The sequence below is a fragment of the Nocardia sp. NPDC059236 genome (genome assembly GCF_042754085.1).
GTDB lineage: Bacteria > Actinomycetota > Actinomycetes > Mycobacteriales > Mycobacteriaceae > Nocardia.
On record NZ_JBHZAF010000024.1, the window covers coordinates 86,705 to 100,778 of the forward strand.

13 protein-coding genes and 1 pseudogene are annotated in these 14,074 nt (G+C 65.7%); 9 read left to right on the forward strand and 5 right to left on the reverse strand.

Features of this window, described 5'->3' with window-relative positions:
- Positions 1–221 precede the first annotated feature (221 nt).
- The 3 genes from ACFXIV_RS40525 (at position 222) to ACFXIV_RS40535 (ending at position 3,179) form a co-directional block, all read left to right on the forward strand.
- Entirely contained in the window at positions 222–1,427 is a 1,206-nt protein-coding gene (locus ACFXIV_RS40525; RefSeq protein ID WP_379421424.1) for an FAD-dependent oxidoreductase, read from the forward strand.
- Entirely contained in the window at positions 1,417–1,920 is a 504-nt protein-coding gene (locus ACFXIV_RS40530) for an ester cyclase (RefSeq protein ID WP_379403002.1), read from the forward strand. Before ACFXIV_RS40525 ends, ACFXIV_RS40530 begins: the two co-directional genes overlap by 11 nt.
- Before the next feature lie 77 nt (positions 1,921–1,997).
- Complete coding sequence (locus ACFXIV_RS40535) at positions 1,998–3,179, forward strand: hydroxylase (RefSeq protein WP_379403001.1); 1,182 nt, start codon at positions 1,998–2,000, stop codon at positions 3,177–3,179.
- A 143-nt stretch (positions 3,180–3,322) separates the two neighbouring features.
- Here ACFXIV_RS40535 and ACFXIV_RS40540 read toward each other — a convergent pair.
- Positions 3,323–3,704: pseudogene (locus ACFXIV_RS40540) on the reverse strand (transposase); the annotation flags it as partial.
- A 76-nt stretch (positions 3,705–3,780) separates the two neighbouring features.
- Positions 3,781–5,229, reverse strand: a complete 1,449-nt coding sequence (locus ACFXIV_RS40545) for an alpha/beta hydrolase (RefSeq protein WP_379403000.1) — start codon at positions 5,227–5,229, stop codon at positions 3,781–3,783.
- 631 nt (positions 5,230–5,860) lie between these two features.
- Here ACFXIV_RS40545 and ACFXIV_RS40550 point away from each other — a divergent pair.
- The 3 genes from ACFXIV_RS40550 (at position 5,861) to ACFXIV_RS40560 (ending at position 8,616) form a co-directional block, all read left to right on the forward strand.
- A complete protein-coding gene (locus ACFXIV_RS40550) occupies positions 5,861–7,078 on the forward strand; it encodes a lipase family protein (protein WP_379402999.1) in 1,218 nt (405 codons plus the stop codon).
- A gap of 519 nt (positions 7,079–7,597) precedes the next feature.
- Positions 7,598–8,140: a hypothetical protein gene (locus ACFXIV_RS40555; protein WP_379402998.1), complete on the forward strand. Its 543-nt coding sequence runs from the start codon at positions 7,598–7,600 to the stop codon at positions 8,138–8,140.
- 89 nt (positions 8,141–8,229) lie between these two features.
- Positions 8,230–8,616 carry a hypothetical protein gene (locus ACFXIV_RS40560; RefSeq protein WP_379402997.1) on the forward strand — a complete coding sequence of 129 codons (387 nt, stop codon included), beginning with the start codon at positions 8,230–8,232 and terminating at the stop codon, positions 8,614–8,616.
- A gap of 234 nt (positions 8,617–8,850) precedes the next feature.
- On the opposite strand, the gene ACFXIV_RS40565 is transcribed toward ACFXIV_RS40560, so the two are convergent.
- The gene (locus tag ACFXIV_RS40565) at positions 8,851–10,089 is read right to left on the reverse strand and encodes a thiolase family protein (RefSeq protein WP_379402996.1); all 1,239 of its coding nucleotides are present in this window, start codon (positions 10,087–10,089) and stop codon (positions 8,851–8,853) included.
- A gap of 237 nt (positions 10,090–10,326) precedes the next feature.
- Positions 10,327–10,659: an immunity 53 family protein gene (locus ACFXIV_RS40570; protein ID WP_379402995.1), complete on the reverse strand. Its 333-nt coding sequence runs from the start codon at positions 10,657–10,659 to the stop codon at positions 10,327–10,329.
- A gap of 33 nt (positions 10,660–10,692) precedes the next feature.
- On the opposite strand from ACFXIV_RS40570, the gene ACFXIV_RS40575 reads away from it, so the two are divergent.
- Positions 10,693–11,130 (forward strand): SDR family NAD(P)-dependent oxidoreductase, encoded by a 438-nt coding sequence (locus ACFXIV_RS40575; protein WP_379403026.1) that lies wholly within the window; start codon positions 10,693–10,695, stop codon positions 11,128–11,130.
- Between the two features lie 36 nt (positions 11,131–11,166).
- Here the strand turns inward: ACFXIV_RS40575 and ACFXIV_RS40580 are convergent, their stop codons facing one another.
- Complete coding sequence (locus tag ACFXIV_RS40580; RefSeq protein ID WP_379402994.1) at positions 11,167–12,222, reverse strand: GlxA family transcriptional regulator; 1,056 nt, start codon at positions 12,220–12,222, stop codon at positions 11,167–11,169.
- 44 nt (positions 12,223–12,266) lie between these two features.
- Here ACFXIV_RS40580 and ACFXIV_RS40585 point away from each other — a divergent pair, with 44 nt between their 5' ends.
- Together ACFXIV_RS40585 and ACFXIV_RS40590 are read left to right on the forward strand one after the other, a co-directional pair.
- On the forward strand, positions 12,267–12,719 hold the full coding sequence (locus ACFXIV_RS40585) for a YybH family protein (RefSeq protein WP_379421425.1): 453 nt from the start codon (positions 12,267–12,269) through the stop codon (positions 12,717–12,719).
- A gap of 15 nt (positions 12,720–12,734) precedes the next feature.
- Entirely contained in the window at positions 12,735–13,412 is a 678-nt protein-coding gene (locus ACFXIV_RS40590) for an HD domain-containing protein (RefSeq protein ID WP_379402992.1), read from the forward strand.
- The last annotated feature ends 662 nt before the right edge of the window (positions 13,413–14,074 follow it).

The window sequence follows — 14,074 nt, forward strand, 5'->3', positions numbered from 1 at the left end:
GGTCGACCGAGATGACGAAGCCGCTGCATTGCGATTGATAAGCCTTGTGGCGATACGAACAAAATGGCGACCACCGGGTCGGCAGATGGTGTCGGCGCGGAAATTGGGTATTTGGATGTATTTGAAATCGGGGCCCAAGTCAATGGTCCCGATTCCTAATCGGACGGAAATCGGCGCGATGACGAGCCCGGCATCGGGCCTCGAGTTCTTCGGAGGGCACTGTGCGTTCAGGTAGCGGAAAAATATTGATAATCGGCGGCGGGATCGGCGGCGCCGGCGCAGCGATCGCGTTGCGTAACAACGGCTTCGATGCCACCGTATATGAGGCCAGGAGTGCGCGTGGTACGCAATACGGCGGCTGTTACGTGCTCTGGTACGCGGGCGTGATGTCCTTGGCCAGACTCGGGCTGCTGGACAAGGCAATTGCATTGGGTCATCGGGTCGATCGATTCGAGATGTGCGGTGAGCACGGCAGTACGCATTACAGCGTGGACATGGCGGCTCGTATCGCCGCGAACGATGTGACGCCTTTGGCGATCCGGCGTGCGGACCTGCTGAATTTGCTGTACGGAGAACTCGGCGCCGATGCGCTCCATTTGAATTCGACAATGGCGACGATGTCGCAGGACGGCTCCGGAGTCACCGCGACCTTCACTGACGGGCGCACGGCGCGCGGTACCGTTCTCATCGGGGCTGACGGACTTCAATCGCGCGTGCGTGCACATTTGCACGGATTGACTCCACCGCGCCATCCTGGGTACGCGCACTGGTCCGGGATCAGTGAGACCGACGGCGGCGCACCGGCCGGCGTGTTCCGTATTCTGCATGGACGTGCAGCACGTTTCGCCTTCTTCCATCTGGGGGATGGACGGGTGTGCTGGTGGGCGGTCCGCAACGGACCCGCCGGGCGCGGCAGCGACCATCTGGGTGTCTACGCAGGCCTGACCAGGTTCTTCCGAGACTGGGGCCCGATCGTGACGGGGCTGCTGGCGGCGACGAAGCCTTCGTCGATCCATCGACGCGACACCTTCGACCGTTCACCACTGATGCGGTGGGGCAGTGGACGGGTCACCCTGCTCGGCGATGCCGCCCATGCCATGACCTTCGACCTCGGGCAGGGCGCGGGCACCTCACTGACCGACGGTGTCGTTTTCGCCGATCAGTGGGCGCGCCGCGGCGCGCCCATCGCGGCACTGCGCGGCTATGAACGCGCCCGCCGGAAGGTGACTCTTCCACTGGTGCTGGCGTCGCGTCAGATCGGTGCCGCTACCGCTTGGGGCGGTCCGTTCGGCCCGCAGGCCAATGCGCTGATTCTGCGCACGCTCGGGGCGAAGGTCACGCCCCCGCTGTTGGCGCTGGACGCGCGCAGCCACGCCACCCTGCATCCCTTCGCAATGGGAGAAACGGAGTCGATCAGTGTCGGCTGAACAGAACAAGGCCCTCATCGAGCAGTACATCAAAAGGGTCTGGAACGAAGGGGATTGGAGTTTCGCCGAGGAGATCGTCGACCCGGATGTGGTGTTCCACGACCAGATCCGGGAGGGGAGGTTCCCGCCTGGGCGCGCGGGCATGCGCGCGGCGATGGAGGTGGTCAGGACCGGCATGCCGGACTTCACGCTGGACGTGCACGAGATGATCGCCGAGGGCGACCTGGTGGTGATCCGCTGGAGTTCCACCGCCACCCATGCCGGAATGTTCAACGGGTTTCCCGCGACCGGGCGGGTCGCCACGCTCTACGCCATCAGCATGGTGCGGATCGCTGACGGTCGCATCGTCGAAGGGTGGCAGGAAGCCGACCAGCTCGGCATGGGGCGGCAGATGGGTATGGTGCCCGACGCCGAGTTGCCCGGGCCGATCGCAAGCCTGTTGTCGTTCGTCATCCGCGTGCGCGACCGCAGGCGTGTACGCAGGGCGGCGTGAATTCCGCGCCCGCATGACCGGGCGACCGACTACTTCACCACAGCAATGAGCCAAGAATCAGACAGGAGGTGTGCGACGTGGCACACGAAGTGGTCCATCGTATCGAGGAGGCTGGCGCCGAGCTGGCCGCGCTCGCCGAGGAAAACGAGAAACTCGGCCGACTCAGCTCCAAGAGCGTCGACCTATTGCGTTCGGTCGGGGTGATGCGTCTGATGGCGTCGACCGAGTTCGGTGGCTACGCGGCCCGTCCGCGGGACTTCGCCGAAGCGGTCATGGCGCTCGCACGCCACGACGGAGCCGCTGGCTGGGTGGCCGGCGTCGTCGGCATCCACCCGTGGGAGTTGATGCAAATGGATCAACGTATCGCACAAGAGATTTGGGCAGACAACCCGGACACGTGGGTCGGCTCGCCGGTGATGCCCTGTGGTATCGCCGATCCCGCCGACGGCGGCTATGTTCTCAGCGGGCGCTGGCCGTTCTCCTCGGGAACCGACCACTGCGAATGGGTCCTACTGGCCGCCATTCTCGGCGACGGCACCGGAATGCCCGCCGTGCCGTTCACCATGCTGCACGTGGTGGTCCCCCGATCGGATTACACGATCATCGACGACTCGTGGGATGTGATCGGCTTATCGGGTACCGGCAGCAAGGATGTCGTTGTCACCGAAGCATTCCTTCCCGCATATCGGACGATCGGCCAGGACAGGATCCAGTCAGGGGCCGCCGCAGAAGCCCGAGGGCTGACCGAGCCGCTGTACCGGCTGCCCTACTCCTCGATGTTTCCGGTCGGGATCACCGCGGCGGTGATCGGGATCTGCGAGGGCGCGCTGGCCGCGCACCTGAACCTGCAACGCCACCGGGTCACCTCGACAGCGGTTCAGGTGCGAGATGATCCGTACGTGCTCTACGCGGCCGGGGAGGCGGCCGCCGAGATCTCTGCCTCGCGAGTGCAACTCATCGATGGCATCAGCGCGATGTATGACCGGGTCGCGGGCGGCAGGCCGGTCACGATCGACGACCGCTCGATGGTCCGCCGAAATCAGATCCGCTGTGCCTGGCGGGCGGTCTCGGCCGTTGATGAGATCTTCGCGCGATCCGGAGGAAATGTGATTCGGCGCAACAACCCGCTGCAACGATTCTGGCGCGACGCGCACGGTGGACTGCAACACATGATTCATGTTCCCGGAGAGGCCTACCACGCCAATGCCCTGGCCCAGATGGGGTTGGACGTGCCCGCGCCGTTGCAGAAGCTGATCTGACCGGTTCGCCGGCTGGGCGGCGATGCGTCGTCAACACCGTGGTGCATTGCAGGGTCCCGGTCCTCGGAGATGTGCGCATGACGGCCGAGGCCCTCGTCGAGGAACTGGGGAGTGTCGAGCGCGTCGTCGGATTCCGTACTCCGGAGGTGGCACGCCAGCTCGCGGACCACCTTGACGGTGACGCGTTCGGGGACACGAGCAGCGCCACTGCGATCGATCCCCGGAGGCTCACCATCGAGCTCGCCCACCGCCTTCGCCTTGGCGATCTCCTTCAATGCTGCCTTCTCCAGCTCGGCCTCGGCGAGAGGCCTTTTCAGGGTGGAGTTTTCGCGTTCGAGGGCCTTCAACCGTTTTGCGTCGTCGGCCTCGAGCCAGCCGAACTGGTTGCGCTAGCGGTAGTAGGTGGCCGGTGATCTGCAGGGTCCGGCACACGTCGGCGATGTCCTTGCCCTCGCCCAGCAGCCGATCGGCCTCGCTCAGCCTGCGCACGACCTGCTCGGGGGTGTGCCTGTTGCGTGTCGCGATGGTTTTCGAGCCTTCCTGCCCACTTCGTGGGCCGCAAGGGCTCTCACACTCTCCGGACCGAGATCATGGGGTCAGGTCAGGGGAGATTGTCGGTGTCGCGTTGGCAGGTGAGGTCGGCATCGGGGAGGGTGCCGTCACGGAAATAGGTATTGACGACCTCGTTCGCGCAATGGCTCACGTTGGAGCCGAGGACGCCGTGAACGCGGCTGTCTGCCAGTGTGACCATTCGTGACGCTGTCAGGTCCTGGTGCAATGCAAGGCCCTCCTGGTAGGGGGTGCGGGTGTCGCGGGTGGCCTGCAGGATCAGGGCTGGTGTCGGGTTGTGCACGGCGGTGGGTGGCTCGACCGGGTCCGGCCAGAACGCGCATGCGGTGATGTTGTTGGCGAACGCGCCGAACACCGGTTGGGTTGCCCGGACGCTTTCGATATTGCGGCTATACCAGGCCAGATCCCGGGGTGCGGCCTTGTCGCCGCAGAGGACCGCGGCCATGCCCGAAGCATCCAGCGGAACGGGACCGCTGACCTTCCCTTTCAGCTGCTCCATGTCGATGGGCAGCCCGGACACTGCGTCGGCCAGGGTCCGCACGAGCTCGGCGAGGCTGGTGTTCTTCTTCGGATTCGACAACAGCGACAGCAGCATCATCGGAACGGTGTGTTCATCGATGAGATAGCCGTTGCCGATGACCGGATGCGTGGCGGCACGTCGGATCAAGTCCTCGACAAAGGCTCGGACCTGCGGTCCGCTGCTGCCGAAGTGGTAGTCGGCGTCGTGGAGGGCCGCCCAGATCGCCCAGTCGTCGAGCCCGGCCTCGTTGACGGCGCCCATGTCCTGGTACGTGCCGATCCAGTAGCGGTCCGGGTCGATGGCGCTGTCCAGCACGATCCGGTCACTGTGCTGAGGGAACATCTGCGTGTACACCGCGCCCAGGTAGGTGCCGTAGGAGTCGCCGTAGTAGTTGAGCGCGCGTTCGCCGAATGCGCTGCGGATGACATCCATGTCGCGGGCGGTATTGCGGGTGGTGATGGACCGAGCCTTCTCGGGATCGGGTATTACGCAGGAAGCCGCGAACGCGGCGGCCAGGGTGGCGTCGCGCGCGTAGCCGAAGGCGTCGAAGCCGGCCGAGAACAACATGCTGGGCAGCGGCAGCGCACAACTCATTCGGTCCGATCGGCCGATACCACGCGGGTCCATGCCGATCAGGTCGTACCGGGCGCGGACATCCGGTGTGAGCCGATCCCGGAGGTCGGCGATCATGCTCAGGCCCGGACCGCCGGGACCGCCGGGGTTGGACAGCATGATCCCGCGTCTGCGGGCTGGGTCGGTGGCCGGGATACGCGAGATCGCTACGGTCAGCGTGCGCGAGTCCGGTCGGTTGTAGTCGAGCGGTACGACAACGCCCGCGCACTGAGCCCCCGCACCGTCGAGCACCGCATCGTTACACGGTGTCCAGTCCAGCGGCTGGTGATAGAACGACTCCAGCCCACCCGGGATGTCGTCGACCGGATCGGCGCTTGCCGGTCCCATGGGCAACGTGGCGAACGCAGCTGCCGATATGACTCCCAGAACGAGCCATCGTAACAATTTTGTCGGCATCGCATCTCCTGCCCGCGACCTCCGTGTACGCATTCCTGATTCCGCCGCACAGCTATTTCCGGGGTCTCGAACCAGCACCCTACTTGCGTTTGCTGAAACGTGCTCGGCGAGGCGGAGATTTCTCAGGAGCGTCACACGTGCTTGCCGGGTCGCATCGTGGTTGTGCCTCCGACATCTGGTTTTGCCGGGCGCGCGACGTGCACGGCTCACAGGCCGGCGCGATAGCGGCGTATGCCGAGCAATAGCCCGCCGCGTCGAGACCGGGCACCCGCGCTCGTATCCGCTCGGTCCGGCGAGCCTTCTCCGCGGTACTGGGCGGCCTCGACCGTCGTTGGAAAATAACAGCTGCGGACGCGGGATTGTTATGTTACCGTGACCTAGATCTCGAATTGGTACGACTGGTTGTGCGGGCCCCGAGTGCCTGCGCGTCGGATGGTTGGACGCGGGAGGCGTGATGGAATCCCGGCACATGTTGTCGACATATCGGAAAAATGCTTGCCGCACAGCGTATTCGGCAACCGATACGCCCGGCCTGCTGGTTGGCGGCACGCCCGGGCAACCAGTGAGGTGGTGGCGGATCGGCCTGCAATGGCTTGCGGCCCTCACGCTCGCCATGATCGTGCTGCCGTCAGCATTGTCGATGCCGGTCGCGCGAGCCGCTTCGCTGTCCCCTGGTGACGATCCCTTCTATGCCGCACCCCCCGATCTCGCGTCACATCCGAACGGCGCGGTACTCGGAGCGCGGACGATCCCACTGCTCGGTCTGCCGATACCGGTGACTGCATGGCAATTGCGTTATCGCACAACCGATTCCGAAGAGCATCCGCAGCTGGACGTGACCACGGTGCTGGTGCCACCGGTGCCCTATAACGGGCCGCGGCCGGTGTTGTCGTACCAGGTACCCGAGAACAGTCTCGACACCCGGTGCGCCCCGTCGGTCACGCTGCGCGGCGGAAGCGACAACGACATGGCGAGCGCCATGCAGGATGCGCCGTTCATCGCGGACGCACTGCTGCGGGGATGGGCCGTCGTGGTCAGCGATTACGAAGGGCCGCAGTCCCGGCTCTTCGACGGCGTGACATCCGGGCGTGGAGTTCTGGACGGAATCCGGGCCGCACGGTCGTTCTCGCCGGCCGGCATCGATGCCTCGAGCCCAATCGGCGCCTGGGGATACTCGGCCGGAGCCTTCGCTACCCTGTGGGCCACACAGCTGCGCCGGGAATACGCACCAGACGTGCAATTGGTCGGCACCAGTGCCGGCGGAATCCCCACCGATCTCCCGGCCGTAGCACAACGCGCCGACAGCGCCGCGGGGGCGATACTGATGCTGCTCGGGCTGGCCCGCAATGAACCCGCCTCCCGATTGGCCGACTTGTTGAACGACCGGGGCCGCCGCGCGCTGCTTGGCGCGGACACCTCCGGCTGTGGTGCGGATCTGTCTCAGGAATACTCCGACATCCACGTCGACGATTTCGCCACAGTCCCGAACCTGTTGGCGCAGCCCGCTTTCCGCAACGCCGCCCTGCCCAATGAACTCGGCCGCACCGTCCCCGACACCCCGCTGTACCTGTACCACAGCGTCGCCGACGAGAAGATCCCCGTTGCCGGCTACACCGCCCTCGTCGATACCTACTGCGCTCGGGGCGCCACCCTCACCGCGATCCACTCGCTGTTCCCGACGCACATCGGAGCCGCCGCGGGCGAAGCACTCGGCGGCATGAACTTCCTCGCCGACCGCTTCGCAGGCACCCCACAAGCCGCGGGGTGTGTGTTGGAGTAAGCGCCGGCTCACCCGGTCCCCTCGCCGGGCCGTTGGCCGGGCTCACCTTCACGACGTTCAACCTCAGAGTCGCCGCCGGTGCCGTCGCGGTAGTGTGCGCGATCTTCACGGTCGCGCAACTGTTCGCAAGCCGAGCCACCACGCCGAGCGGACATCGGTGCTGCAGGACCGGCGCGCCATCGTGGGCAAGCAGCGGTTTGTGGCGTTCGCGGTGGCGACAATCGGCCCGTCCAGGCTGGCCGCGATCTGCTCGAGGGCGGTGTCGACGGATCAGTTGGAGCACATTCTCGCGTTGGGGCGCGCTCAGGGAAGCTTGCGCGAGGACGCGACCGGCACGTCATCGTCGGCCACCAGCCCTGCATCGTCACCGGCCGCAGTGGCCACATGACCTGGCGATGCGCCACCGGCGGCGAGATCGTCTACTGGCCGCTCTGCTTGCCCACCTGCGACCACCCCCGCGCCGACACGAACCGGTAGGTATGCGTACCGACCCCGCCACCGCGCGTACCGTGACCCGCCATGGCGATCACGGCACTCATCATCTCGATCATCGCGGCCACCACGGCAATCGGCAGCCTCGGCGTCTCCATCTGGCAAACCCGCCTCGCCCGCCGCGCCATGACCGCCGCCGACCAATCCGCCACCGCCGCCGCCCGATCGGCAGCCGTCGCCGAACAACAACTCACCCTCGAATACCAGCAATGGGCCGCACAACGCGCACCCCGCTGGACCGCGCGAATCGACAAAGCCCCGAGCTCCGACACCCACCAGCTACGACTGACACTCGAAACCGGCACCATCGACCACACCGAAGTCGAAATCCGTTCCCCCGGAATCGGATTCACCGCCAGCCAGAACGGCGTCGCCCCCGAAGCCACATGGCCGATCAAACACGCCCGCCACAACGGCCTGCGCGCCGGCCAAACCGCCACCTGGCGAGTCCAACTCGACGACACCACCATCCCACCCGAAATCGAACTCCACGTCACCTCCGCACACGGCGACGACACATGGACAACCACCGTCCACGCCACCAGACCCAGCACCGCACGCGTGTACTGACCACACGCCACACGCACGCGCAAGGCATTCACCAGGGAACGCAGTCGGGAGTCGGGCCCGAACTCAGCGGACAAGAAAGGACCACGACCATGGAATCCTCGCTCGACTCGATGCAGCCCAGCGGCTCGGCCGAGACCACCGCGCACATGACGACCTCGCCGGACGGTCTTCGCGTCCCGGTTCCGCCGTATGTTCAACGCCCGATACCGGCAGCGGAGCAGCTGTGGGAAGTGGCGGTGTGGATGCAGGGCATGTGGTCGACGGTGGCGTGGACGCTGGATCGCGGTGGCGCCGGGGCCGCCGCCGAGGCGTACCTGCCGCAGTGGCCGCTTGCGCAGATCTGGCATCACAACACGCTCTACTACGAGTACACCGTCGACGCCGACGGCGCGATCACGCTCATGCAGGCGAACTGGGCGGGCAACGGCTGGGAGAAGGGCCGGACCCAGGCCCAGTACTTCGGCGGCCAGAGCTGAGCCCATCACCCATCACGACAGTCATGACCGACGCCGCGATGCCCGCGTAGCGCTGGACTACACCAGGACCGATTGATCAACTGCTACTGGGATGTGTGGTGTTCCAGGTCGTTTCGCCGCCTTGGGTAGGCGCGCTGACGGCAGGCGTTGCTGTAGTAGCGCCGGCAAGCTCATCGAGGTTGTTCTCCCGACCTCCAGGAGGAGCCCTGTACGTTGTTCCTTCGGTGAGATTTCTCAGGCGGCGGAGGGGTTTTCGAGGACGATTGCGACTCCTTGCCCGGATCCGATGCAGACTCCGATCGCGCCGTAGCGCGCATTGCGTTCCCGCAGTTCGGTGGCCAGGGTCAGGACGTAGCGGGCGCCGGTGGCGCCGAACGGATGACCGATTGCCACCGCGCCGCCGTTCGGTGTCAGCTTCTCGTCGGGGATGATGAAACCGTCCAGCTGGTTGGGCAGTTCACGCAGCACGCCCAGGGCTTGGGCGCTGAATGCCTCGTGTACTTCCCACACGTCGATCTGCTCGGGTGTCAGGCCCGCACGTTGGATCGCCAGCGGCAGCGCCCACGCCGGAGCCAGACCCATGTAGAGCGGATCGATCCCGTACACCGCCGAGGACACCACCCGCGCCAGCGGTTCGACGCCGAGTTCGGCCGCTCGTTCACCCGAGGCCAGCACCAGTGCGCTGGCTCCGTCGGTCAGGGGAGTCGAGTTCCCCGCGGTCATCTGCGTCGTCCCCGGCTGCGGGGGCAGCGCCGCCAGCCTTTCGGCGGTGGTGTCGTCGCGGATGAATTCGTCGTGCTCGAACAAGCGGGCGGGGGTCTTCCTCGTCGCGGCGATCTCGACCGGCATAATCTCCTTGGCCAGCCGCCCGGAATCCCTGGCCGCCTTGGCATTTCGCTGCGTCCGGAGCGCGAACGCGTCGATTTCCTCTCTGGTCAGCCCGTAGCGGTCGGCGACGTTCTGTGCTGTCTCGATCATTCCGATGTAAGCATTGCGCGCCAGCAGCGCCGGATTGGCGGGACCGCCCGCACCCGCCCACATGGTGTCGAGCAGGATGACCGGGCCACGGGGGCCGAACGGGGTGTCGCTCTTCATGTACGCCCATCCCGACCGCGACATCGACTCGACGCCGCAGGCGATTCCGACGCCCAGGTCCCCCGCTTTGATCGCGTGCGCGACATTGATGGTTGCACTCAGCGACGACCCGCAGAACCGGTTGATCGTCGCCCCGGCCACCGTGTCGGGGAATCCCGCCGCCAGCGCCGCCCACCGCGCGACATCACCCATACCTTCGTGGGCCGGATTGACGCAGCCCGCGACAATGTCCTCGATCTGATCGAGACCCACGCCGACGCGCTCGCACGCACCCTTCATGGTCATCCCCAGCAGGTCGTCGGCCCGAATGTGCGACAGCGAACCGCCGTACCGGGCGAAGGGGGTCCGAACACCACCGAGCACAAACGCTTCCGCCATCACGATCTCCTTCGACAGTGTCCTCAGGGTCTCAACGAGCGAGCCGTCGTTGCCGCTTCCGATCTTGCCCCGATTCCGAGGAAATCCGCCACACCAGCGCACACTCGATGGCATCCGACTGCCGCGGAACGTCCGCAACCGCCGATGATCGGATTGGCGTGGGGTCACGAGCTCTTCAATGGTTGGTGTGATGTCAGTGATCGCTTGACGCCACGGCAGCAACCAAAGCGTCCGCACTCATCGGTACGGACGCATTCGCGCCTTCAGGCCCGCGTCGATGCCCAGGCACGAAAGCGTGAGCGCCTCGGTCAGATTGCCCGGACCACAGGCCAGGTGGAACGTCTGCCCGGCGGTCCAGGCATGCACCCAGTCGTGCCCGCTCCTGTCGATTTGCTGTCGGGGATGTTCCTGGTCTGCCAGGTCCGTCGTTTCCTTGAGATCGATTTTTATCAGCCAGCCGGGGTTGTCGAGCGTCTCGATCCGCACGCCCCATCCGTGTTCCCAGTCGCCGTCACACTGCGCGGCGTACCAGCTCTGCAGCCAGTCGAGGACATGTTCGCGCTCGGACATGGACGCCGATGCTAGAAGTTCGTCGATGCGGGAATCCGCGGCCGCATCGTGATCGTGAGTTCGATGGGCGGCATGCTCACCGCCTACGGGCTGGGTGCCTATTGCTCGAGCAAACATGCGCTCGAGGGCATCGCGGCGACCTTGCGTGATGAATTGGCGCAAGGCGGAACCGGTATCACGGTGCAGACCATCAATCCGGGCGCCTACGACACCGGGTTCAACGATCGACTGGGCGACAGCACCTTCCACTGGCAGGACGACACGGTGAACTTCACCTCCAGGTCCTCGATCGAGAAGGTGTTCTCCGAGATCATGCAGGGCCAATACGATTCGCAGGACATGATCGACAAGATGATCGAAGTCATCGGCGCGGACGAGGGCAACTACCGCAATGTGTGGCCCCCGGCGACCGAGGAGCTCATCAAGCAGGTCCAGCAGGATGCGTGGACTCGCCAGGTCGTCTCGGAGTGACGAGAACAGACAGATTGCCCAGGGCCGCAACGCATGTCATCGCTTTCGCGGGTGGCTGGCGCGCCGAGTCCACGTGGGTTCGGCAGTGATCGGGGGTACGGTGTGGGCGGGCTCCGGTGTCGACGTCGGAGCGGGCGGATGCGCGGCCCGAAAATTCGCTCGGTAGCTCAGGGGTGGCACGCCGGTCTGGCGTACGAAGTGGGGGCGCATGGCGGTGGCGTTGGCGAATCCCGCATGGCGAGCGACGATTTCGACGGTGGTGTCCGTGGTTTCGAGCAGCTCGCGGGCATAGCGCACGCGCGCATTGAGCAGCCACTGCAGCGGTGTGGTCCCGAAGTGGGATCGGAAGTGCCGGTTGAGGCTTCGCACGCTGAGTGCCGCGTGGTCGGCGATGTCGGCGAGGGTCAGGGGACGGTGCAGGTTGGTGTTCATCCATTGCAGGGTGTCGCCGAGTAGAACGTCGGTGTTGGCCGGGGCGGGGTGGGCGATGAACTGCGCCTGCCCGCCTTGGCGTTGGGGTGGCATGACGGTGTGGCGTGCGGTATCGGTGGCGGCCGCGGCGCCGAGATCGCGGCGTACCAGTTGCAGGCACAGGTCGAGTCCAGCGGCCACGCCCGCGGAGGTGCACACCGTGCCGTCTTCGACATAGAGCACCGCGGGATCGACGTCGACCTGTGGGTATCGCTGCGCCAAGGTGTCGGCGTGTTCCCAATGTGTGGTGGCGCGGCGGCCGTCGAGCAGACCGGCGGCGGCCAAGATGAAGGCGCCGGTACACACCGACGCGATGCGTGCGCCGCGCGCGTGCGCAGCGCGCAGCGCGTCCAGCACCTTCGGCGGCGGATCGGCGTGTGTAGGCGCGCGGCCGGGAACGACGATGGTGTGTGCCTCGGTGAGCGCGTCCAGGTCCCAGTCGGTGCGCAAATCGACTGCGCCGAAAAGGGAATCGGTGTGTGCCCGGCGTCCGGGGGCGACGATACGGACTTCGTAGGTGGGTACTGCCGCGAGGAGATTGGCGGTGCCGAACACCTGGCCGGGGACAGCGAGCTCGAAGGCGACCACGTCGTCGAGCGCGAGAACCGCCACGATCTTCATGGCCAGATTATAGCGATATTAGTCTTTCTGGCCACTGTCGAGGCGTGGTCGATCGCACCAGAATCGGGGATACCGAACGGAAAAGGAGCTTTTACGTGACACGTCAATACACCGCGAACAGTGCATCCCCCGCGAAGTTCGCCGACAGGCCGCAACAGCTCGCGGAGCTTTTCGTCGAGCGCCTGGCCGCCGGCGACCTCGACGGATTGGTCGAGCTCTACGAAGCGGGGGCACTGTTCGCGCCGAACCCGGCGACCGAGGTCAGTGGCAGCGCCGCGATCCGCGAGCAGCTGGCCGACTACGTCAGTGCCGGCGCTCGGATCACCCTCGACCTGCGCAGGATCGCAGTGATCGAGGACATCGCGCTGATGTCGAGCAACGCCACGGTGGTCGGTTTCGGTGAACAGCCGCTGGTCACGACGACCACGGAAGTCGCACGCCGCCAGCCCGACGGTCGATGGCTCTACGCAGTCGACCACCCGTTCTTCAACCACTGACACCGGAGGAAAAACATGACCATCGACGCTGACGCGCGATCGGAATTCAGCGTGCCGACAACGGAATTGGCAGTCGCCGCCGACGAACTGGCCCGATCGGTGTCACCGGAGTTCATCTACAACCACGCGATGCGCGGCTACCTGTTCGGGCGCGAGATCGCGGCCGCGATGGGAATGCGGGCCGGCACCGACTACGACGACGAACTCGTCTTCCTCGCGTCCATCCTGCACGACCTGGGCGCGACCGAGCATGCCAACGGCAACCAGCGTTTCGAGGTGGACGGTGCCGACGCCGCCGCGGAGTTCCTCACCGGCCGAGGCCTGGACCCAGACCGCGTGAAGCCCGTATGGAATGCCATCGCGCTGCACACCAGCGACGGTCTGTGCCACCGCTTCGGCCCCACCGAAGCCGTGACCCAGATGGGGATCGGCGCCGACATCATCGGCCGCTTCCGCGACAAGCTCGCACCGGAATACGCCGACCGGGTACACGCGGCATATCCCCGCTACAACCTGGGCTACGCCCTCTCCGAGACGATCGCCGACCAGATACACGCGAACCCCGCGAAGATGGCCTCTCCGATGAGCTTCCCCGCGCACGTGTACCAGCTGCAGTATCCGGACCACGCCCCCAAGGTCACCTGGCACGACATTCTGGACGCGTCAGGGTGGGCCGACAAGCCGACGGCATGACGAAATCCGGATTTCGGCAGCAGGTGATACGGGCGTTCGTCTCACCCGGACTGGCGAGTGCCCACCAGTTCCGCGAGTGTAGACATGTCGCGCAGGCTGCAACCGGTGACCCGTTGAACCGGCTACGACTGGCCTCGGGCCGACGCGCAGCTCAACGCGCTGCCGCAGTTCATCACCGAGATCGACGTGCTCGATATTCAGTCGCCGTCGCCAAATCCGCCGCAGCCGCATCGGTCACCGACCGATTCACCCGCCCCGACGAAATCGCCGACCTTGCACTGCAGCGCGAGCTGGACGGGGGCAGGTCCCGGATATGGCTCGATGCGCGTGCCCGGATCTGGTCCCGACTTGGATAAGGTGGTCGTGATGTGCGGGCAGGCGGTAGGCGGCACACCCCGTGGAGATCTGGCCCGGCCGGTGTATCTTGTCAAATCTTGCAACGCCCACCTGTACAGGTATGAATCAGGTACGAATACAGCGGGACACCTGCCGATGTGGATCGGGCTATCGAGGTGTACGGGCAGGCAGTGGACGGTACGGCCGTGAATCATCCTGCATTGCCGACACGTCTGTCCAACCCCGGTAACGCGTATGCGGCGAGGTTCGACCGCGGTCGGGTACAAGTCGATGCAGACCGGGCGATCGAGATGTGCGGGTTGGCG